Consider the following 19,445-nt stretch of genomic DNA (forward strand, 5'->3'; position numbering starts at 1 on the left):
CCTATCCGGCCACCGGCAGCCACCGGGCGGCCGTCCGCGGGCCGAGCCCCAGCGCCCTGGCCTCCTCCAGATCGGCCCCGGTGTCCACGTCCCGGCGTACGGAATCCACCCCTGCGAGCCGGATTTCCACCGCTCCCGACGACAAATGCCGCAGCCTCGACGCGCCCCCGAATGCCGGTTCCAATTCCACCCCCGGACCCGCCGAGAGGAATGTCGTACCTATTTCGGCGGCATCCGCGAGAAATGCCCTCGGAAAATTCAGGGCCGCGTCCAGGACCCGGGTCAGCTCCGCGGGCCGCAGCGCCGGCAGGTCCGCGTTGAGCGCGGCCACCCGCGCGTGCGGCCGCCCCGCCCGTACCGCACGGACCCCGTGCGCGAGCGCCGCGTTGAGCCCCTCCGCCGGAAGGTCCGGCACGACCCGCGCGCCCAGCGCCGCCAGCGCCGCACCGGCCGCGGGATCGTCCGTGACGACCACCACATCCCGTACGCGCGCGCAGTTCAGCACCGCGTCCACGGTGTCCTCGGCGAACGCCAGCGCGAGCCGGGGGCGTAACCGGGCTCCCGCCGCCGCTGCCAGTCTGCTCTTCGCCAGGGCAAGGGGCTTCAGGGGTACGACCAGCGACCAGTCGTCGTCCGTATCCGTGTTCATCGGAGCCCATTCTGTCCCGCCCACGCGGTCCGCCGGGGGCCCCGGGGCGTACGGTGTCACTCGACAGACCAGGAGCACGGGGCGACACTTGACCCCCTGCCAGCCAGTCCCGGAGAAAGGTGTCCGAGTGCCCCGCCGCAGAATCGGCTTCTGGTACCGCCTCGCGGCGGTCATCGCCAAACCCCCCCTGGTGGTTCTGTTCAAGCGGGACTGGCGCGGCATGGAGCACATCCCGGCCGACGGCGGATTCATCACCGCGGTCAACCACAACTCCTACCTGGACCCGCTGTCGTACGCGCATTACCAGTACAACACCGGCCGTGTCCCGCGCCTCCTGGCCAAGGCGGGCCTCTTCAAGGCCCCCTTCGTCGGCATGATGCTGCGCGGCACCGGGCAGATCCCGGTCTACCGCGAGACCACCAACGCGCTGGACGCCTTCCGCGCCGCCGTCGACGCCATCGAGCGCGGCGAGTGCGTCGCCTTCTACCCCGAGGGCACCCTCACCCGCGACCCCGACATGTGGCCCATGGCGGGCAAGACCGGCGCCGCCCGCGTCGCCCTGCTCACCCAGGCCCCCGTGATCCCGGTGGCCCAGTGGGGAGCCAACCTCGCGATGCCGCCGTACGCCAAGGAGAACAAGCTCAGCCTGTTCCCCCGCAAGACGCTGATCGTGCAGGCCGGTCCGCCCGTCGACCTCTCCCGCTTCCACGGCCTGGAGCCGACGCCCGAGGTACTCCGCGAGGCCACCGAGACCATCATGGCCGCCATCACCGCCCTCCTGGAGGAGGTCCGCGGCGAGAAGGCGCCCGCCGAACCGTACGACCACCGCAAGGCCCGCCTGGAACAGCGGCGCAAGGCCGCCGAGGAGCGCACCAAGTGACCAAGGCAGCCGTCTTCGGCAACGGATCCTGGGGCACCGCCTTCGCCATGGTGCTCGCCGACGCGGGATGCGAGGTGAGCCTCTGGGGCCGCCGCGCCGAACTCGCCAAGGAGATCAACGCCACCCGGACCAACCCCGACTACCTGCCGGGCGTCGAACTCCCGGGGACGATCACGGCCACCGCGGACCCGGCCGAGGCCGCCCACGGCGCCGACTTCACCGTCCTCGTCGTCCCCTCCCAGACCCTGCGCGGCAACCTCGCCGCCTGGAAGCCGCTGCTCGCCCCGGACACCGTCCTCGTCTCCCTCATGAAGGGCGTCGAACTCGGCACCGCGAAGCGCATGAGCGAGGTCATCACCGAGGTCGCCGACGTGCCCGCCGAGCGCGTGGCCGTCCTCACCGGCCCCAACCTGGCCAAGGAGATCGCCGCCCGGCAGCCCGCCGCCGCCGTCGTCGCCTGCGTCGACGAGACCGTCGCCCAGCGCCTCCAGACCGCCTGCATGACCCCGTACTTCCGCCCGTACACCAACACCGACGTGGTGGGCTGCGAGCTCGGCGGCGCCGTGAAGAACGTCATCGGCCTCGCCGTCGGCATCGCCAACGGCATGGGCCTCGGCGACAACTCCAAGGCCACGCTCATCACCCGCGGCCTCGCCGAGACCACCCGCCTCGGCCTCGCCATGGGCGCCGACCCGCTCACCTTCTCCGGCCTCGCCGGCCTCGGCGACCTGGTCGCCACCTGCTCGTCGCCGCTCTCCCGGAACAACACCTTCGGCACCAACCTCGGCCGCGGGATGACCCTCCAGGAGACCATCGCGGCCACCAAGCAGACCGCCGAGGGCGTCAAGTCCTGCGAGTCCGTGCTCGATCTGGGCCGCCGCCACGGCGTCGACATGCCGATCACCGAGACCGTCGTCTCGATCGTCCACGACGGCAAGCCGCCGATCGTCGCGCTCAAGGAGCTCATGTCGCGCTCGGCCAAGCCCGAGCGCCGCTGAACCCCACCGGGCCGGTGTCGCCCCCGCTGCGCCGTACGCGCGAGGCGGCAGCGGGGCGCTCAGGAGTTCGGGAGTCGCAGGGTACGCTCATCGCGATATGAGCGAGAACACCCAGAGCCCCCGCAAGCCGCGCGTGGCCGTCGTCTTCGGCGGACGCAGCTCCGAGCACGCCATCTCCGTCGTCACGGCGGGCGCCGTCCTGAGCGCCATCGACCGGGACAAGTACGACGTGCTGCCCATCGGCATCACGACGGACGGGCGCTGGGCGCTCACCGCCGACGCCCCCGAGCGCATGGCCATCGCCGACCGCGCCCTGCCGAACGTCGCCGACCTGGCCGAGTCCGAGGAGGGCGGCGTCGTCCTCTCCGTCGACCCCGCCAACCGCGAGGTCGTCCTCACCGAGCCCGGCGCCGTGCCGAAGGCCCTCGGCGAGGTCGACGTGGTCTTCCCCATGCTCCACGGCCCCTACGGCGAGGACGGCACCCTCCAGGGCCTCCTGGAGCTCTCCGGGGTCCCCTACGTCGGCGCGGGCGTCCTCGCCTCCGCCGTCGGCCAGGACAAGGAGTACATGAAGCGGGTCTTCGTCTCCTTCGGCCTCCCGGTCGGCCCGTACGAGGTCATCCGGCCGCGCGAGTGGGAGCAGAGCCCCGCCGCCGCCCGCAAGAAGATCGTCGAGTTCGCCGCCGAGCACGGCTGGCCGCTCTTCGTGAAGCCGGCCCGCGGCGGCTCGTCCATGGGCATCACCAAGGTCGACGACCTCTCCGGCCTGGACGAGGCCATCGAGGAGGCCCGCCGCCACGACCCCAAGATCCTCGTCGAGTCGCTGCTGCGCGGCCGCGAGATCGAGTGCGGCGTCCTGGAGTTCGAGGACGGCCCGCGCGCCAGCGTGCCGGCCGAGATCCCGCCCGTCACGAACCACGACTTCTACGACTTCGAGGCCAAGTACATCGACTCGGCCTCCGGCATCGTGCCCGCCCCGATCGGGGACGAGGCCACCGCCGAGGTCCAGCGCCTGGCCGTCGCGGCCTACGAGGCCGTCTCCTGCGAGGGCCTGGTCCGCGCCGACTTCTTCCTCACCGAGGACGGCGAGTTCGTCATCAACGAGATCAACACCATGCCGGGCTTCACGCCGATCTCCATGTACCCGCGCATGTGGCAGGAGAGCGGCGTCGGCTACCCGGAGCTCGTCGACCGCCTCATCCAGGCGGCGCTGAACCGCTCCACCGGCCTGCGCTAGGCACGGCGGAACACCCGGTCCGGAGTGCGGCTAGCCGCACTCCGGGTCCAGGCCGCAGGGGACGGTCCTCGCCACGGGGGCGGCGAGATCCACGAGCGGCCCGATGTCGTGCGCGTACCGCTCGTCGAGGCCGACCTCGACGTAGGTCTTCCGGTACACGGTGGTGAGGCGGGGGCCGCCGTCCGTGGGCTCCAGCATCCAGCGCACGCCGTTCACGGAGACGCCCTGCGCCTTCGGATCGCTCATCTTTTCGGGCCGGGGGACCCCGCAGCGCAGTACGATCGCACCGTCACCCCACCCGGCGGTCAGCTCGGAGCCGGGCTCCGGATCACTCCGTTCCAGCCCCGCCACGGTGTCGGGAAGCTCCTTCGCCAAAGCCTGGCAGAAGGCGGCCTCCTCCACCGGGGGGCTGGGAACCTCGACGGACGCCGCGGCGCCCGTCGAGGAGCAGCCGGCGACGGCCAGCAGCAGGACAGCGGCCGACACGGCGGCGGGCAGGCCGAAAGGCCGGTGGGCAGACATCACCGGCCAAGGGTAGACGGGGGCTACAGATGAACGACCGGGCAGGTGAGCGTGCGCGTGATGCCTTCCACTTGCTGGACCTTGGCGACCACCATGCGGCCGAGCTCGTCCACCGTGTCCGCCTGTGCGCGGACGATGACGTCGTACGGACCGGTCACGTCTTCCGCCTGGAGCACCCCCGGGATCTTGGAGATGGTGTCGGCGACGGTCGACGCCTTGCCCACCTCGGTCTGGATGAGGATGTACGCCTGAACCACGGAACCTCCAGGGCGACCACGAGGATCTTGTGGGAGAAAGGGACGCCACGGTACCGCGTCGCCGCGGGCCGCGGGGAGACCCGCGCGTCCCGGGGCACCCGGGGTGTGGCGTACGCAGCACAGAAGTTGACGGTCTACTTGACGGTACCCAGCACGGTGACGGCCCGCGACCCGCGGCGCGCCCAGACGCGCCCCCGCCCGCCGGCCGGCACGAAGACACGAGGTGAGACGCGGTGAAGGGCACAGTCGGAGAGCTGGGCGAGTTCGGGCTCATCAGGGAGCTCACGTCCCGGCTCACCTCCACCCCCGCGGTGCGGATCGGGCCCGGTGACGACGCAGCGGTCGTCTCCGCCCCCGACCGGCGGGTGGTGGCCAGCACGGACATCCTCCTCGAAGGACGTCACTTCCGCCGCGACTGGTCGACGGCGTACGACGTCGGCCGCAAGGCCGCCGCGCAGAACCTCGCCGACATCGCGGCCATGGGCGCGGTCCCCACGGCGCTCCTCCTCGGCCTCGTCGTACCCGCCGAACTCCCCGTCACCTGGGCCACCGAACTCATGGACGGACTCCGCGATGAATGTCAGGTCGCGGGCGCGGCGGTGGTCGGCGGCGACGTCGTCCGCGGCGACACGATCATGGTCTCCATCACCGCCCTCGGCGATCTGCGCAACCACGACCCGGTCACCCGGGGCGGCGCCCAGCCCGGCGACGTCGTCGCCTACACCGGCTGGCTCGGCTGGTCCGCCGCCGGATACGCGGTCCTGTCCCGCGGCTTCCGGTCCCCGCGCGCCTTCGTCGAGGCCCACCGCAGGCCCGAGCCGCCGTACCACGCGGGCCCCGCGGCCGCCGGGCTCGGCGCCACCGCCATGTGCGACGTCAGCGACGGCCTCATCGCCGACCTCGGCCACATCGCCGAGGCCAGCAAGGTCCGCATCGACCTGCGCTCCGGACTCATCGACATCCCCACCCAGATGAACGACATCGGCCAGGCCGTCGGCGTCGACCCCATGCAGTGGGTGCTCACCGGGGGAGAGGACCACGCCATCGTGGCCACCTTCCCGCCCGACGTGAAGCTCCCCGCCCGCTGGAAGGTCATCGGCGAGGTCCTCAACCCCTCGGCGCTGCCGCAGGTCACCGTCGACGGGGCGCCCTGGCACAGCGTGGGCGGCTGGGACCACTTCGGGGAGACGGAGTGACCTCCGGGCCTCCCCTCGTGCTGACCGTCGCCGGATCCGACTCCGGCGGCGGCGCCGGCATCCAGGCCGACCTGAAGACGATGCTCGCCCTGGGCGTCCACGGCATGAGCGTGCTCACCGCCGTCACCGCCCAGAACTCGCGGGGCGTCCAGGGCGTCTGGGAGCTGCCCGTGGACGCCGTACGCGCCCAGTACCGGGCCGTGGTCGACGACATCGGCGTCCAGGCCGTGAAGACCGGCATGCTGGCCTCCGCCGCGCTCGTGGAGACCGTCGCCGAACTGCTCGCGGACACCGGCGCCCCCGTCGTCGTCGACCCGGTCGGGGTCTCCAAGCACGGAGACTCCCTCCTCGCCGAGGCCGCCCTCGACTCCGTCCGTACGAAGCTGCTGCCCCGCGCGACCGTCGCCACCCCCAACCTGGACGAGGTGGCACAGCTCACAGGCGTGCACGTCGTGGACGAGGGCGACATGAGGGCGGCCGCCGGGGCCGTCCTGTCGTACGGGCCGCGCTGGGCCCTCATCAAGGGCGGGCACCTGCCCTCCGGCGGGGACGCCGTCGACCTGCTCACGGACGGCTCCGAGGAGCACTGGCTGCGCGCCCCGCGCCACGACAACCGGCACACCCACGGCACGGGCTGCACCCTGGCCTCGGCCGTCGCCTCGGGGCTCGCCAAGGGCCTGCCCGTACCGGAGGCGGTACGGGGGGCCAAGGAGTACGTGACGGGGGCCATCGCCGCCGGATTCGCCCTGGGCGAGGGCATCGGCCCGGTCGACCACGGCTGGCGCTTCCGCGATTAGGCCCGTCCGGCCCTGATCCGCCGGACGGGCCCCGGCGGCGGGCAGGGTTCTCCGGGCATGGCAAAAGGCCGGTTCACCTAGGTGAACCGGCCTTTCAAGGCAACCGCAGGGGCTGCGCTACGACAGAACGTCGCAATTAGCGCGAGACCTTGCCGGCCTTGATGCACGAGGTGCAGACGTTGAGCCGCTTCGGCGTCCGACCGACCACGGCACGCACGCGCTGGATGTTCGGGTTCCAGCGACGGGACGTACGGCGGTGCGAGTGCGAAATGTTGTTGCCGAAGCCCGGCCCCTTGCCGCAGACGTCGCAGTTGGCAGCCACGGGTCACTCCAAAGACTTCAGAATTACGGTGAAATCCGGCGCACCGGAATCAGGAGTCTGAAGTGGCTTGCCGGGGAACGGCCCGGTGTGGACCGGGCAACCGAAGCAGCATACAACGCCTGCCTCGGTGGAACGAAACTACCATGGTCTCCGCCGACCTCGCCCCGGGCCCAGGTCACGACCCGGACACCCCGGGTCTACCCTGCGGTGAGCTCACCGCAGAAGGAGGACCCCCGTTGTCGCGAGCCCTTCAGCCTTTCGAGGAGCTCGTCGAGCTCGACGCGGAGGCGCTCCGGACCTGGTGCGCGCGGACGCTGGACGCCCTCGGCCGGGAGCGCGAGGACATCGACGCGATCAACGTCTACCCGGTCGCCGACGGGGACACCGGCACCAACCTGTACCTGACGGCGGAAGCCGCCCACCAGGCCGTCGAAGAGGTCTTCGCCGCCTCCGCGCCCGACACCGCCGAGACCGTACGGGCCATGGCCCACGGCGCCCTGCTCGGCGCCCGCGGGAACTCCGGGACCATCCTCTCCCAGCTCCTGCGCGGCATGGCCGGCGTCCTCGCCGACGGATGTGACGGCGATCACCTCGCCCGCGCCCTCGCCGAGGCCGCGACCTCGGCCCGCCGGGCCGTCGCCCACCCCGTGGAAGGCACCATCCTCACCGTCGCGACCGCCGCCGCCGGCGCCTGCGCCACGGGCGGCACCCTCGTGGACGTGGCCAGGAACGCCTACGAGGGGGCCAGGACCGCCCTGGCGGCCACCTCGGGGCAACTGGACGTCCTCGAACGCGCCGGAGTCGTGGACGCGGGCGGACAGGGCCTCGTGACGGTCCTCGGCGCCCTCCTCCAGACCGTGACCGGGCAGACCCCGCCCGACCCGGCGACGGCGCCCCGCCGCCCCGCCGCACCCGAACCGCACGAGGAGTGCGCCACCGACGGCGGGCCCGCCTACGAGGTGATCTACCTCCTGGAAGCCGACGACACCGCCGTGGAACTGCTCCGCGGGCGGCTCGACGCCCTCGGGGAGTCCCTGGTCGTCGTCGGCGGCGACGGACTCTGGAACGTCCACGTGCACGTCGACGACGCCGGAGCCGCCGTCGAGGCGGGCATCGAGGCCGGCCGGCCGCACCGCATCCGCATCACCCACTTCGCGGCCGACTCCGCGGCCGCCACCGGACGCGGCGAACGCGCCCAGCGCGCCGTCGTCGCCGTCGTCCCCGGCGAAGGCCTCGCCGGACTCTGCGCCGAGGCCGGCGCCACCACCGTCCGGACCCGCCCCGGCGAACAGCCCGCCGGCGACGAGCTCCTCGACGCCATCAGGCGGGCCCACGCGCGCGAGGTCGTCCTCCTCCCCAACGACACCGACCTGCGGCAGACCGCCGCGGCCGTCGCCGAACGCGCCAGGGCCGAGGGCATCCGCGTCGCCCTCATCCCGACCCGCGCCGCCGTCCAGGGCATCGCGGCCCTCGCCGTCCACGAACCCGACCGGCGCTTCGACGAGGACGTCGTCGCCATGACCGCCGCCGCCGGAGCCACCCGCTACGCCGAACTCGCCGTCGCCGAACGCCAGTCCTTCACCTCGGCCGGCGTCTGCCAGGCCGGCGACGTCCTCGGCCTCATCGAGGGCGACGTCGCCGTCATCGGCACGGACCTCGCCGAGACCGCCCGCACCGTCCTGGACCGCATGCTCTCGGCGGGCGGCGAACTCGTCACCCTCGTCGTCGCCGACGACACCCCGCCCGACCTCGCCCCCGACCTGGAACGGCACGTCCGCCGCGGCTACCTGGCGGTCGACACCACCACGTACCACGCGGGCGCGGGGGCGCCGCCGCTGCTCATCGGGGTGGAATAGGCCCCGTTCCGGGCGGTCGTCCACAGCCTTCGCGCCGACTGTCGGTCCCTTGGTGTGGAATGGAACGCGTGCCCGCGCTCGACGAACCACTCAAGAAGTCACTCGGCCCCGCCACCGCCAAGGTCATGGCCGAGGCACTCGACCTGCACACGGTCGGCGACCTCCTCCACCACTACCCCCGCCGGTACGCCGAGCGCGGGGAGCTGACCACCCTCGCCGACCTGCCGCTCGACGAGCACGTCACGGTGGTCGCCCAGGTCGCCGACGCCCGCGTGCTCACCTTCAACGGCGCCAAGGGGCGCGGCCAGCGCCTCGAAGTGACCATCACCGACGGCAGCGGCCGCCTGCAGCTGGTCTTCTTCGGCAAGGGCGTCCACAAGCCGCACAAGGACCTGCTGCCCGGCACCCGCGCGATGTTCTCCGGCAGGGTGTCGCTCTTCAACCGCCGCCTCCAGCTCGCCCACCCCGCGTACGAACTCCTCCGCGGCGACGGCGACGAGTCCGCCGACAGCGTGGGCACCTGGGCCGGAGCCCTCATCCCGATCTACCCGGCCACCACCAAGCTGGAGTCCTGGAAGATCGCCAAGGCCGTCGACGCGGTCCTGCCCAGCGCCGGGGACGCCGTCGACCCCCTCCCGCCCGCCCTGCGCGAGGGTCGCGGCCTCACCGACCTGCCCGACGCCCTGCGGAGGATCCACCGGCCCCGCACCAAGGCCGACATCGCCGACGCCCGCGAACGCCTCAAGTGGGACGAGGCCTTCGTCCTCCAGGTCGCCCTCGCCCGCCGCCGGCACGCCGACACCCAGCTCCCCGCCGTCCCCCGCCGCCCCACCCCCGACGGCATCCTCGACGCCTTCGACGCCAAGCTCCCCTTCACCCTCACCGACGGCCAGTCGAAGGTCTCCGCGGAGATCTTCGACGACCTCGCCACCGACCACCCCATGCACCGCCTGCTCCAGGGAGAGGTCGGTTCGGGGAAGACGATGGTGGCCCTGCGCGCCATGCTCGCCGTCGTCGACGCCGGGGGACAGGCCGCGATGCTCGCACCCACCGAGGTCCTCGCCCAGCAGCACCACCGCTCCGTCACCGAGATGATGGGCGAGCTGGCCGAGGGAGGGATGCTCGGCGGCGCCGAGCGCGCCACCAAGGTCGTCCTGCTCACCGGCTCCATGGGCGCCGCCGCCCGCCGCCATGCCCTGCTCGACCTGGTCACCGGCGAGGCCGGGATCGTCATCGGCACCCATGCCCTGATCGAGGACAAGGTGCAGTTCCACGACCTGGGTCTGGTCGTCGTCGACGAGCAGCACCGCTTCGGCGTCGAGCAGCGCGACGCCCTCCGGGGCAAGGGGAAGCAGCCGCCCCACCTGCTCGTGATGACCGCCACGCCCATCCCGCGCACCGTCGCCATGACCGTCTTCGGCGACCTGGAGACCTCCGTCCTCGACCAGCTGCCCGCCGGCCGTTCGCCGATCGCCAGCCACGTCGTCCCCGCCGCCGACAAGCCGCACTTCCTCGCGCGCGCCTGGGAACGGGTCCGCGAGGAGGTGGGGAACGGCCACCAGGCGTACGTGGTGTGCCCCCGCATCGGCGACGAGGAGGACCAGAAGAAGAAGGCCAGGGCCTCCGCCGAGGACGAGGCCGAGAAGCGCCCGCCGCTCGCCGTCCTCGACGTCGCCGAGCAGCTCGGCGCCGGCCCCCTCGCCGGACTGCGGATCGCCGTCCTGCACGGCCGCATGCACCCCGACGACAAGGACGACGTGATGCGCCGCTTCGCCGCCGGCGAGCTCGACGTCCTCGTCGCGACCACCGTCATCGAGGTCGGCGTCAACGTCCCCAACGCCACCGCCATGGTGATCATGGACGCCGACCGCTTCGGCGTCTCCCAGCTCCACCAGCTCCGCGGCCGCGTGGGCCGAGGCTCCGCACCCGGCCTCTGCCTCCTCGTCAGCGAGATGCCCGAGGCGAGCCCCGCCCGACAGCGTCTGGCCGCCGTCGCGGCCACCCTCGACGGCTTCGAGCTCTCCCGCATCGACCTCGAACAGCGGCGCGAGGGCGACGTCCTCGGACAGGCCCAGTCCGGCGTCCGCTCCTCGCTGCGGGTGCTCACCGTCATCGACGACGAGGAGGTCATCACCGCCGCCCGCGAGGAGGCCACCGCCCTCGTCCTCGCCGACCCGGACCTCACCGGCCACCCGGGTCTGCGCACCGCGCTCGACGCCCTGCTCAGCGAGGAGCGGGAGGAGTACCTGGAGAAGGGCTGACCACGACCCGCCGACGGCGGTCATATCCTGAGACGTACGCACTGGACGACGCAGGACGAGGACACCGATGACCCGCGTGATCGCCGGCACGGCCGGCGGGCGCCGCCTGGCCGTGCCGCCAGGCAACGGCACCCGCCCCACCTCCGACCGGGCGCGCGAGGGCCTCTTCTCCACCTGGGAGGCGTTCCACGGCCTCGCCGGGGCCCGGGTCGCCGACCTGTACGCGGGCTCCGGCGCCGTCGGCCTCGAAGCGCTCTCCCGCGGCGCCTCCCACGCCCTCCTCGTCGAGGCCGAGCCCCGCGCCGCCAGGACCGTCCGCGAGAACATCGCCTCGCTCGGCCTGCCCGGCGCCGAACTCCGCACCGGCAAGGCGGAGCAGATCGTGACGGGACCGGCCCCGGCCGACCCGTACGACCTGGTCTTCCTCGACCCGCCGTACGCCGTCGGGGACGCCGATCTCCGCGAGATTCTCCTCACACTGCGCTCGGGGGGCTGGCTGAGCGAGGATGCCCTCGTCACCGTGGAGCGCAGCACTCGAGGCGGTGAATTCGGCTGGCCGGCCGGTTTCGAACCCCTGCGGTCCCGTCGTTACGGCGAGGGAACGTTTTGGTACGGTCGCGCCGCCTCTACGTGCGAAGACGCACGATGACCGGACCGGAGAGCGAGGGACCCAAGTTGCGCCGCGCCGTCTGTCCGGGGTCATTCGACCCCATCACCAACGGACACCTCGACATCATCGCCCGCGCCTCCAAGCTGTACGACGTCGTGCACGTCGCGGTGATGATCAATCAGTCGAAGAAGGGCCTGTTCACGGTCGACGAGCGGATCGAGCTGATCCGCGAGGTCACCGCGGACTTCGGCAACGTCGAGGTGGAGTCCTTCCACGGCCTCCTCGTCGACTTCTGCAAGCAGCGCGACATCCCCGCCATCGTCAAGGGCCTGCGCGCGGTCAGCGACTTCGACTACGAGCTGCAGATGGCGCAGATGAACAACGGCCTCACGGGCGTGGAGACGCTGTTCGTCCCCACCAACCCGACCTACAGCTTCCTCTCCTCCTCGCTGGTCAAGGAAGTGGCGGCCTGGGGCGGCGACGTCTCCCATCTGGTCCCGCCGACCGTCCTTCCCCGGCTCACCGAGCGGCTCGCGCAGAAGTGACGCGCGGCCACCGCCGCTGACGCTCCGTCACCTGGTGTCGGACGGGAGCCGACTGCCCTTAAAGTCGTCCCGTCCGTCTCCATCCAGCTGTAGAGAGTGGCGAGCACCCGGTGGACGTGCAGAAGAAGCTCGACCAGATCGTCGCGACCGTGCAGGGCGCCCGCTCCATGCCCATGTCGGCATCCTGCGTGGTCAACCGAGCCGAGCTGCTCGCCCTGCTCGAAGAGGTGCGGGAGGCCCTGCCCGGCTCCCTCGCCCAGGCCCAGGAGCTGATCGGCGGCCGCGAGCAGGTGGTCGAGCAGGCCCGCCAGGAGGCCGACCGGATCATCGAGGCCGCCCACGCCGAGCGGGGCTCGATCGTCTCCGACACCCAGGTCGCCCGGCAGTCGCAGGAGGAGGCCGACCGGATCCTCGCCGAGGCCCACCGCGAGGCCGAGGAGGTCCGCGCCGAGGCCGACGACTACGTCGACTCCAAGCTCGCCAACTTCGAGGTCGTCCTCAACAAGACGATCGGCTCCGTCGACCGCGGCCGCGAGAAGCTCCTCGGCCGGGGCCCCGGCCTCGACCAGGACGGCTACGCGGACCCGGACGCCCCGGAGTACAGCTCGGACCCGCAGACCCTGATCCGGCGGGCCGACGAGTACGTGGACGCCAAGCTCGGCGCCTTCGAGGCGGTGCTCAGCAAGACCCTGGAGGCGGTCGGCCGGGGCCGGCAGAAGCTGCACGGCCGGATCGCCACCGACGACCTCGGCGAGCACATGGCGGCCCAGGACGGCCTCGGTGCCGCGGTGCACACCAGCGACGCCGACTACCTGGCGGGCCTCGCGGAGCTCGCCGACCCCGAGCCGGCCCAGGCCCAGACCCAGCCCTCCGCGCAGATCCCCGCCCAGCAGCAGCCGGACCCCTACGGGTACCAGCAGCCGCAGCAGGACCCCGCGTACGCCTACCAGCAGCAGCACCAGCAGGCCGACCCGTACGCGTACCAGCAGCAGGACCCGTACGCCTACCAGGGGCAGTACGGCTACGAACAGCAGCAGTACGACCCCCGGGTCCAGCAGGCCCACCAGCCGCAGCAGGCCGCCGCGCTCGACGAGACCAGCTTCTTCGACACGAGCATGATCGACCTGGAGCAGCTGCGCCGCTACGAGCAGGGGCAGTACGAACAGGGACAGTAGGGGCACGGGGCCCGGATTGGGCCCTGAGCGAAGCGTCCAGTATCCTGGCTCTTCGGTCGCGCGTATGTCCGCGATCCTTGCTGCCCGCTTCTGGCAGCCTCCTCACGTTGAGAACGATCCGAAAGCAGGAAGAACCCTGAGCACGCGCCTCGACCACCGCAACCCCCTCGTGTTCGACACACACGAGCTGGGGCGGCGTCCTGGTGCCCTCCAGCGGATCTCGCGTTCGGTCGAGGCCCCCGCGGCCCTCGGCGTCGAAGGAGTGATCGGGGTGCCCGAGGGCTCTCCGGTGGAAATCGATCTCCGTCTTGAGTCGGTCATGGAAGGGGTGCTCGTCACAGGCACCGCCCGTGCATCGGCCGAGGGGGAGTGCGTAAGGTGTCTGGAGCCCGTCGAGCTCGATCTCGACGTGGACTTCCAGGAGATGTTCTCGTACCCCGACTCCGACGACCGGGGCCGCTCCAAGGCGGCCGCGGACGACGAAGCCGAGGAAGACGAGGACATGATCCCCCTCGAGGACGGCATGTTCGACCTCGAACCCGTGCTGCGTGATGCGGTGGTGCTCGCACTGCCGATGCAGCCGGTGTGCCGGGAGGACTGTGCGGGTCTGTGCTCCGAATGCGGGGCCGACCTGAACGAGAACCCGGACCACCACCATGACGCCGTCGACATCCGTTGGGCGGCACTGCAGGGACTCGCCGGTTCGCTGGGAACCGATGAGAAGGACAACATGAGCGGCAAAGCCTCTGACGGGGACGTCCGAAGCGCCGCCGAGAAGCAGGAGAAGTAGCCGTGGCTGTTCCGAAGCGGAAGATGTCGCGCAGCAACACGCGCCACCGCCGGTCGCAGTGGAAGGCTGCGGTCCCCACCCTGGTTTCGTGTGAGCGTTGCCAGGAGCCGAAGCTGCAGCACATCGCGTGCCCGAGCTGCGGCACCTACAACAAGCGCCAGGTCCTCTCGGTCTGAGTGGCTGGTGAGAGGCACGATGTCTGAGAACATCAGCGCAGCCTCGTCCCACACGCTTCTGGAAGGGCGGCTCGGCTATCGGCTCGAGTCCGCCCTTCTGGTGCGTGCGCTGACGCACCGCTCGTACGCGTACGAGAACGGCGGTCTGCCCACCAACGAGCGTCTCGAGTTCCTCGGGGACTCGGTGCTCGGTCTGGTGGTCACCGACACGCTGTACCGCACCCACCCCGATCTGCCGGAAGGCCAGCTGGCCAAACTGCGGGCCGCGGTGGTCAACTCTCGTGCGCTGGCGGAGGTCAGTCGCGGCCTGGAACTCGGCTCCTTCATCCGGCTCGGCCGGGGCGAAGAGGGCACGGGCGGCCGGGACAAGGCATCCATCCTCGCCGACACCCTCGAAGCGGTGATCGGTGCGGTCTATCTCGACCAGGGCCTCGACGTGGCGTCCGAGCTGGTGCACCGGCTCTTCGACCCGCTGATCGAGAAGTCCTCGAACCTCGGTGCCGGCCTGGACTGGAAGACCAGTCTCCAGGAGCTCACCGCGGCCGAGGGCCTGGGCGTGCCGGAGTACCTCGTCTCCGAAGAGGGCCCGGACCACGAGAAGGTCTTCACGGCTGCCGCCCGCGTCGGTGGTGTCTCGTACGGCACCGGCACCGGCCGCAGCAAGAAGGAAGCGGAACAGCAGGCCGCCGAGTCCGCGTGGCGCGAGATTCGCGCGGCCGCGGACGAACGCGCGGCGGCGGCCAAGGCCGCTGCCGAGGCGGGCGCGGGAGAGGTCGCCGACCCCTCTCCGACCGCACACGGGGCGTCGGCCTGACGGCCCGCACCCACCGCTTCCCGAGAACCCCGCCCCAGGGCGGGGTTCTCGTCTTTCCGGCACCGTCACGCCGGTAGGGTTGAAGCGCTGTCGACGACGTCCGGAGGAGTCCCCGTGCCCGAGCTGCCCGAGGTCGAGGTCGTACGGCGCGGTCTGGAGCGCTGGGTCGCCGGACGGACCGTGACCGAGGTCGAGGTGCTGCACCCGAGGGCCGTACGGCGCCATCCGGCGGGCGGCGAGGACTTCGCGGCCCGGCTGAAGGGGCAGCGGTTCGAGGTGGCGCGGCGGCGCGGCAAGTACCTCTGGCTGCCGCTCGCCGACACCGGCACCTCCGTGCTCGGACACCTCGGCATGAGCGGCCAGCTCCTCGTCCAGCCGGAGGACGCCCCGGACGAGAAGCACCTGCGCATCCGCCTCCGCTTCGACGACGCGGCCGGCACCGAGCTCCGCTTCGTCGACCAGCGCACCTTCGGCGGGCTCTCGCTCCACGACCAGACGCCCGACGGGCTGCCCGACGTCATCGGGCACATCGCCCGTGACCCGCTGGACCCCGAGTTCGACGACGCCGCCTTCCAGGCCGCGCTGCGGCAGCGCCGTACGACCGTCAAGCGGGCGCTCCTCGACCAGTCGCTGATCAGCGGCGTCGGCAACATCTACGCCGACGAGGCCCTCTGGCGGTCCCGGCTGCACTACGACCGGCCCACGGCGACCCTGACCCGGCCGCGCTCGGCCGAGCTCCTCGGGCACGTCCGGGACGTGATGAACGCGGCGCTCGCGGTCGGCGGCACCAGCTTCGACAGCCTGTACGTGAACGTCAACGGCGAGTCCGGCTACTTCGACCGCTCGCTCGACGCCTACGGGCGTGAGGACGAGCCCTGCCGCCGCTGCGGGACGCCGATGCGCCGCCGGGCCTGGATGAACCGGTCCAGCTACTTCTGCCCGCGCTGCCAGCGCCCGCCGCGGGCGGCCTGAGCCGGCCGGGCGGTCAGCCCGTCACGGGGGCCGCGCGCTCCGCGTCGTAACTCTCCCGCGCCGCCTCGACCTGGGGCATCCGCCCCTCCACCAGCTGGATCAGGCCGATCAGCCGCTCCGCGATCTCGCGGCCGAGCGGCGTGAGCCGGTAGTCGACCCGGGGCGGGTTCGTGGGCTGCGCGTCGCGGTGGACGAGACCGTCGCGCTCCAGGGCGTGCAGGGTCTGCGACAGCATCTTCTCGCTCACGCCGTCGACCCGGCGCCGCAGCTCGTTGAAGCGGAACGTCCCGTCGTACAGGGCGCCCAGGGTCAGGCTGCCCCAGCGGCCCGTCACGTGCTCCAGCGTGCCGCGCGAGGGGCAGGCACGCGCGAACACGTCGTAGGCGAGGTCATCGGTCATGGGCCCACCGTACTCCCGCGCAGCGCTTACTGCCAGGAGTGCGCTTTCCAGAGGCTTGCGCTTTCCAAAAGTTAGTGCTCTACTTCTGGACGTTCCCCTGCGACCCCTTCGAGGAGCCCCTTGTGACCACCCCCGTCGTCTCCATCGCCTACCACTCCGGCTACGGCCACACCGCCGTCCTCGCCGAGGCCGTCCGCGCCGGTGCCGCCGACGCGGGCGCCACCGTCCACCTGATCGCCGTCGACGGGATCAGCGACGCCGAGTGGGAGCTCCTGGACGCCTCCGACGCGATCGTCTTCGGCTCCCCGACCTACATGGGCACCGCCTCCGGCGCCTTCCACCAGTTCGCCGAGGCCACCTCCAAGCGCTGGTTCACCGACGCCTGGCTGGACAAGCTCGCCGCCGGCTTCACCAACTCCGGCTCCAAGAGCGGCGACAAGCTGCACACCCTGCAGTTCTTCCAGACCCTCGCCGGCCAGCACGGCATGACCTGGGTCAACCTCGGCCTGAAGCCCGGCTGGAACAGCAGCGAGGCCTCCGAGAACGACCTCAACCGCCTCGGCTTCTTCGCCGGCGCCGGCGCCCAGACCCACACCGACCTCGGCCCCGAGGGCGTCCACAAGGCCGACGTCGCCACCGCCGAACACCTCGGCCGCCGCGTCGCCCTCACCGCCCGCACCTTCGCCGCCGGCAAGGCCGCCGCCTGACCACCCCACGCCCCGGCGCCGCACACGGCATCGCCCGCCCGTGCGAGACCCGTACGCGAGAGGGTCCCGTCACTCACAGAGTGACGGGACCCTCTCGTTCGCGTTCCGCGCGGCTCAGTAGCCGAAGTCCTGGGTCCACCAAGGGCCGCCGTCGGCGAAGTGGACGCCGACGCCGAGGGTGTTGAAGTCGCAGTTGAGGATGTTGGCGCGGTGGCCGTCGCTGTTCATCCAGGAGGTCATGACGGAGGCAGCGTCCACCTGGCCGCGGGCGATGTTCTCGCCGCCCATGCCGGAGACGCCCGCCTGCTGGGCCCGGGCCCAGGGGGTGTCGCCGTCGGGGTCGGTGTGGTCGAAGAAGCCGCGGGTGGCCATGTCGGCGCTGAAGGAGCCGGCCAGGGCGGCGAGGCGGGCGTCGGCGCGGACCGGGGTGCAGCCGACCTTGGCGCGTTCGGCGTTGACCAGCCGGAGGACCTCCGCCTCGGCGGCCCCGCCGCGGTCGGCGGTGGAGGTGACCGCGGCCTTCTCGGTCGGTGCCGCGGTCGTCGGGTCCGGCTTCGGCGCGGGTGCCTTCGTGGTGGGTGCCTTCGTCGTCGGTGCCTTCGCCGGCGCCGTGGAGGGCTTGGGCTTCGCGGTGGCCGTCTTCGACGGGGTCGGCTCCGGCTTCGGGGTGGCCTTCGGGCTCGGCTTCGTGGACGGGGTCGCCGAAGGGGAGGCGGAACCGCCGCCGGGCTTCCCCGTGCCCGTGCCCTTGCCCGTACCGCCCGCTTCGCCGGCGGGGGTCTGGGTGGATCCGCCCTGCGTGGTCAGTTCCGGGGCCTGGCGGGACAGCGTGCGCTGCTCGCTGTTCGCGGCGCTGCCGATCGTGAAGGTCTCCCCGCCCGGCAGGAGTCCCGAGGTGACGGCGACGGCGCCGACGGCGACCGCCGCGGAGACGCCGAGCAGCCCGGTGCGCACGGGCCGCCCGCGGAGGGCACCCCGGTTTCGGCGGCCCGAACCGGCCGCGTAATCTTCTGAGGCGGGTGCGGCGCCGGAGCGACGGTGGCGTCCCATCTGCTCTGCCTTCCTGCTGATCTCTTGCCGGGTCTTTGCTGATCTTTGCTGTCGGTACCGTTCCGGTTCGACATCGAACGGTGCGCGCCCGAACGGGTGAGGCGCGTTCGTCGGGACTGTACGCCATGAGACCCAGGGGGCGACGTGCTCATCTGGCATTCCGCCCGTTAGCGTGCAGCCATGAGTGACGACGTACGGATGACCGCCTGGGTACGCGGCCGGGTGCAGGGAGTGGGCTTTCGCTGGTTCACCAGGGCAAACGCCTTGGAGATCGGCGGCCTGGTGGGCTTCGCCCTGAACCTCGACGACGGCCGGGTGCAGGTGGTGGCCGAGGGGCCGCGTGAGAATTGCCACCGTCTGCTCGACTGGCTGCATTCCGCCGACACACCCGGGCGCGTGGACGGCGTCACTGAGATCTGGGACACCCCGCGTGGCGGTTACGAGAGCTTCGCCATCCGCTGACGGTCATGCTCCGACGCCCCGTCCGGTGACCGTGCGGGGCGTCGAACGGACGCGCGGTAACGGTCGCGTGAGGGGAAAACGCCCTGGTGGTTGCCAATATGCGCCCGTCGTGCAAGGCTGCCGCTTAAGGATGATCGCGACGCCCCGAGGCACCGAGTTGCGAGGACCCGCCGCGTGCTGAGCGGTGGTGGCCCCCTCGGTCGGCCCTTCAAACGGGGCGTGATCGTGTTGACCGTCAAACTTTTTGGTGAGACTCTGGAAGCCCCGCGCACCTTAGCTGTTTGGCAGTGGAACCGGCACCACTAGCAGTACTGCCGAGCACCGCGGGTGCGAATCCCTCACGACCCACACCACTACGGTCGGTCACTCATTGTGGAGGACCATCCATCATGGCAAAGGCGCTTCTCGGTTACGTCGGCGGCTCCGACCCGCGACTCCTCGCCGAGATGCGACGGCTTCAGCAGCGCGTCCAGGACCTCGAATCCGAGCTGGTACGGATTCAGTCCGAGAACGACTCGCTCGCAGCTGCCGCCGCTCAGCACCAGGGAGAGTCGCTGCTGAACAGCATCGACCTCGACGTACCCCAGGCGGAGCCTGCGCTCACCTGACAACCCAGCCCCCAGGGGCCAGGTGGGAAACACTCCTTGCAAGGGGCGCTTAGGCGTCCCTTCTCTCTTTCACCCGCCGTTTCCCCCACGTCCCACCCCTCCTCACCCGAGGATCTTCCCTGCACCTTCGCGGGTGAAACGCGCGGGCCCCGGTAGAGTCC

Annotated in this window: 23 protein-coding genes; 17 read left to right on the plus strand and 6 right to left on the minus strand. The window is 71.8% G+C overall.

What is annotated here, in order from left to right; translation table 11 throughout:
• Position 1 precedes the first annotated feature (1 nt).
• Entirely contained in the window at positions 2 to 649 is a 648-nt protein-coding gene (gene cofC, locus OO54_RS19355; RefSeq protein ID WP_033204738.1) for a 2-phospho-L-lactate guanylyltransferase, read from the minus strand.
• Positions 650 to 776: 127 nt separating this feature from the next.
• On the opposite strand from cofC, the gene OO54_RS19360 reads away from it, so the two are divergent.
• The 3 genes from OO54_RS19360 (at position 777) to OO54_RS19370 (ending at position 3,764) form a co-directional block, all read left to right on the plus strand.
• Entirely contained in the window at positions 777 to 1,529 is a 753-nt protein-coding gene (locus OO54_RS19360) for a lysophospholipid acyltransferase family protein (RefSeq protein ID WP_033204740.1), read from the plus strand.
• A complete protein-coding gene (locus OO54_RS19365) occupies positions 1,526 to 2,527 on the plus strand; it encodes an NAD(P)H-dependent glycerol-3-phosphate dehydrogenase (RefSeq protein WP_033204741.1) in 1,002 nt (333 codons plus the stop codon). The genes OO54_RS19360 and OO54_RS19365 overlap by 4 nt, the downstream gene beginning before the upstream one ends.
• 97 nt (positions 2,528 to 2,624) lie before the next feature.
• Positions 2,625 to 3,764, plus strand: coding sequence for a D-alanine--D-alanine ligase family protein (locus OO54_RS19370; protein WP_017235965.1), 1,140 nt, complete (start codon positions 2,625 to 2,627; stop codon positions 3,762 to 3,764).
• A 30-nt stretch (positions 3,765 to 3,794) separates the two neighbouring features.
• Here the strand turns inward: OO54_RS19370 and OO54_RS19375 are convergent, their stop codons facing one another.
• On the minus strand, positions 3,795 to 4,286 hold the full coding sequence (locus OO54_RS19375; RefSeq protein ID WP_051787041.1) for a DUF3515 domain-containing protein: 492 nt from the start codon (positions 4,284 to 4,286) through the stop codon (positions 3,795 to 3,797).
• Positions 4,287 to 4,309: 23 nt separating this feature from the next.
• Positions 4,310 to 4,543 (minus strand): Lrp/AsnC family transcriptional regulator, encoded by a 234-nt coding sequence (locus tag OO54_RS19380; RefSeq protein ID WP_017235963.1) that lies wholly within the window; start codon positions 4,541 to 4,543, stop codon positions 4,310 to 4,312.
• Between the two features lie 233 nt (positions 4,544 to 4,776).
• Here OO54_RS19380 and OO54_RS19385 point away from each other — a divergent pair, with 233 nt between their 5' ends.
• Positions 4,777 to 5,739: a thiamine-phosphate kinase gene (locus OO54_RS19385; RefSeq protein ID WP_017235962.1), complete on the plus strand. Its 963-nt coding sequence runs from the start codon at positions 4,777 to 4,779 to the stop codon at positions 5,737 to 5,739.
• The gene (gene thiD / locus OO54_RS19390; protein ID WP_033204743.1) at positions 5,736 to 6,536 is read left to right on the plus strand and encodes a bifunctional hydroxymethylpyrimidine kinase/phosphomethylpyrimidine kinase; all 801 of its coding nucleotides are present in this window, start codon (positions 5,736 to 5,738) and stop codon (positions 6,534 to 6,536) included. The genes OO54_RS19385 and thiD overlap by 4 nt, the downstream gene beginning before the upstream one ends.
• 136 nt (positions 6,537 to 6,672) lie before the next feature.
• Here the strand turns inward: thiD and rpmB are convergent, their stop codons facing one another.
• The gene (rpmB, locus tag OO54_RS19395) at positions 6,673 to 6,858 is read right to left on the minus strand and encodes a 50S ribosomal protein L28 (RefSeq protein ID WP_003957616.1); all 186 of its coding nucleotides are present in this window, start codon (positions 6,856 to 6,858) and stop codon (positions 6,673 to 6,675) included.
• 236 nt (positions 6,859 to 7,094) lie between these two features.
• On the opposite strand from rpmB, the gene OO54_RS19400 reads away from it, so the two are divergent.
• The 9 genes from OO54_RS19400 (at position 7,095) to mutM (ending at position 16,057) form a co-directional block, all read left to right on the plus strand.
• Positions 7,095 to 8,714, plus strand: a complete 1,620-nt coding sequence (locus OO54_RS19400; protein ID WP_033204746.1) for a DAK2 domain-containing protein — start codon at positions 7,095 to 7,097, stop codon at positions 8,712 to 8,714.
• Positions 8,715 to 8,773: 59 nt separating this feature from the next.
• A complete protein-coding gene (recG, locus tag OO54_RS19405; RefSeq protein WP_033204748.1) occupies positions 8,774 to 10,975 on the plus strand; it encodes an ATP-dependent DNA helicase RecG in 2,202 nt (733 codons plus the stop codon).
• A 67-nt stretch (positions 10,976 to 11,042) separates the two neighbouring features.
• Positions 11,043 to 11,624, plus strand: coding sequence for a 16S rRNA (guanine(966)-N(2))-methyltransferase RsmD (gene rsmD, locus OO54_RS19410; RefSeq protein WP_017235958.1), 582 nt, complete (start codon positions 11,043 to 11,045; stop codon positions 11,622 to 11,624).
• Between the two features lie 26 nt (positions 11,625 to 11,650).
• The gene (gene coaD, locus OO54_RS19415; protein ID WP_193384147.1) at positions 11,651 to 12,130 is read left to right on the plus strand and encodes a pantetheine-phosphate adenylyltransferase; all 480 of its coding nucleotides are present in this window, start codon (positions 11,651 to 11,653) and stop codon (positions 12,128 to 12,130) included.
• A gap of 110 nt (positions 12,131 to 12,240) precedes the next feature.
• Positions 12,241 to 13,305 (plus strand): F0F1 ATP synthase subunit B, encoded by a 1,065-nt coding sequence (locus OO54_RS19420; RefSeq protein ID WP_033204750.1) that lies wholly within the window; start codon positions 12,241 to 12,243, stop codon positions 13,303 to 13,305.
• Positions 13,306 to 13,369: 64 nt separating this feature from the next.
• Complete coding sequence (locus OO54_RS19425) at positions 13,370 to 14,095, plus strand: YceD family protein (RefSeq protein WP_234439328.1); 726 nt, start codon at positions 13,370 to 13,372, stop codon at positions 14,093 to 14,095.
• A 2-nt stretch (positions 14,096 to 14,097) separates the two neighbouring features.
• On the plus strand, positions 14,098 to 14,271 hold the full coding sequence (gene rpmF / locus OO54_RS19430) for a 50S ribosomal protein L32 (protein ID WP_015036448.1): 174 nt from the start codon (positions 14,098 to 14,100) through the stop codon (positions 14,269 to 14,271).
• Between the two features lie 19 nt (positions 14,272 to 14,290).
• Positions 14,291 to 15,085 (plus strand): ribonuclease III, encoded by a 795-nt coding sequence (rnc, locus tag OO54_RS19435; protein WP_033204752.1) that lies wholly within the window; start codon positions 14,291 to 14,293, stop codon positions 15,083 to 15,085.
• 114 nt (positions 15,086 to 15,199) lie between these two features.
• Entirely contained in the window at positions 15,200 to 16,057 is an 858-nt protein-coding gene (gene mutM / locus OO54_RS19440; protein WP_033204754.1) for a bifunctional DNA-formamidopyrimidine glycosylase/DNA-(apurinic or apyrimidinic site) lyase, read from the plus strand.
• Between the two features lie 13 nt (positions 16,058 to 16,070).
• On the opposite strand, the gene OO54_RS19445 is transcribed toward mutM, so the two are convergent.
• The gene (locus tag OO54_RS19445; protein ID WP_017235952.1) at positions 16,071 to 16,457 is read right to left on the minus strand and encodes a winged helix-turn-helix transcriptional regulator; all 387 of its coding nucleotides are present in this window, start codon (positions 16,455 to 16,457) and stop codon (positions 16,071 to 16,073) included.
• 122 nt (positions 16,458 to 16,579) lie between these two features.
• Here OO54_RS19445 and OO54_RS19450 point away from each other — a divergent pair, with 122 nt between their 5' ends.
• Complete coding sequence (locus OO54_RS19450) at positions 16,580 to 17,164, plus strand: flavodoxin family protein (RefSeq protein WP_033204756.1); 585 nt, start codon at positions 16,580 to 16,582, stop codon at positions 17,162 to 17,164.
• 114 nt (positions 17,165 to 17,278) lie between these two features.
• On the opposite strand, the gene OO54_RS19455 is transcribed toward OO54_RS19450, so the two are convergent.
• A complete protein-coding gene (locus tag OO54_RS19455) occupies positions 17,279 to 18,214 on the minus strand; it encodes a CAP domain-containing protein (RefSeq protein ID WP_033204758.1) in 936 nt (311 codons plus the stop codon).
• Positions 18,215 to 18,394: 180 nt separating this feature from the next.
• On the opposite strand from OO54_RS19455, the gene OO54_RS19460 reads away from it, so the two are divergent.
• Entirely contained in the window at positions 18,395 to 18,676 is a 282-nt protein-coding gene (locus OO54_RS19460) for an acylphosphatase (RefSeq protein WP_078905263.1), read from the plus strand.
• A 389-nt stretch (positions 18,677 to 19,065) separates the two neighbouring features.
• Complete coding sequence (locus tag OO54_RS19465; protein WP_015036455.1) at positions 19,066 to 19,284, plus strand: hypothetical protein; 219 nt, start codon at positions 19,066 to 19,068, stop codon at positions 19,282 to 19,284.
• The last annotated feature ends 161 nt before the right edge of the window (positions 19,285 to 19,445 follow it).

The organism is Streptomyces wedmorensis (genome assembly GCF_000716445.1).
Classification (GTDB): domain Bacteria; phylum Actinomycetota; class Actinomycetes; order Streptomycetales; family Streptomycetaceae; genus Streptomyces; species Streptomyces wedmorensis.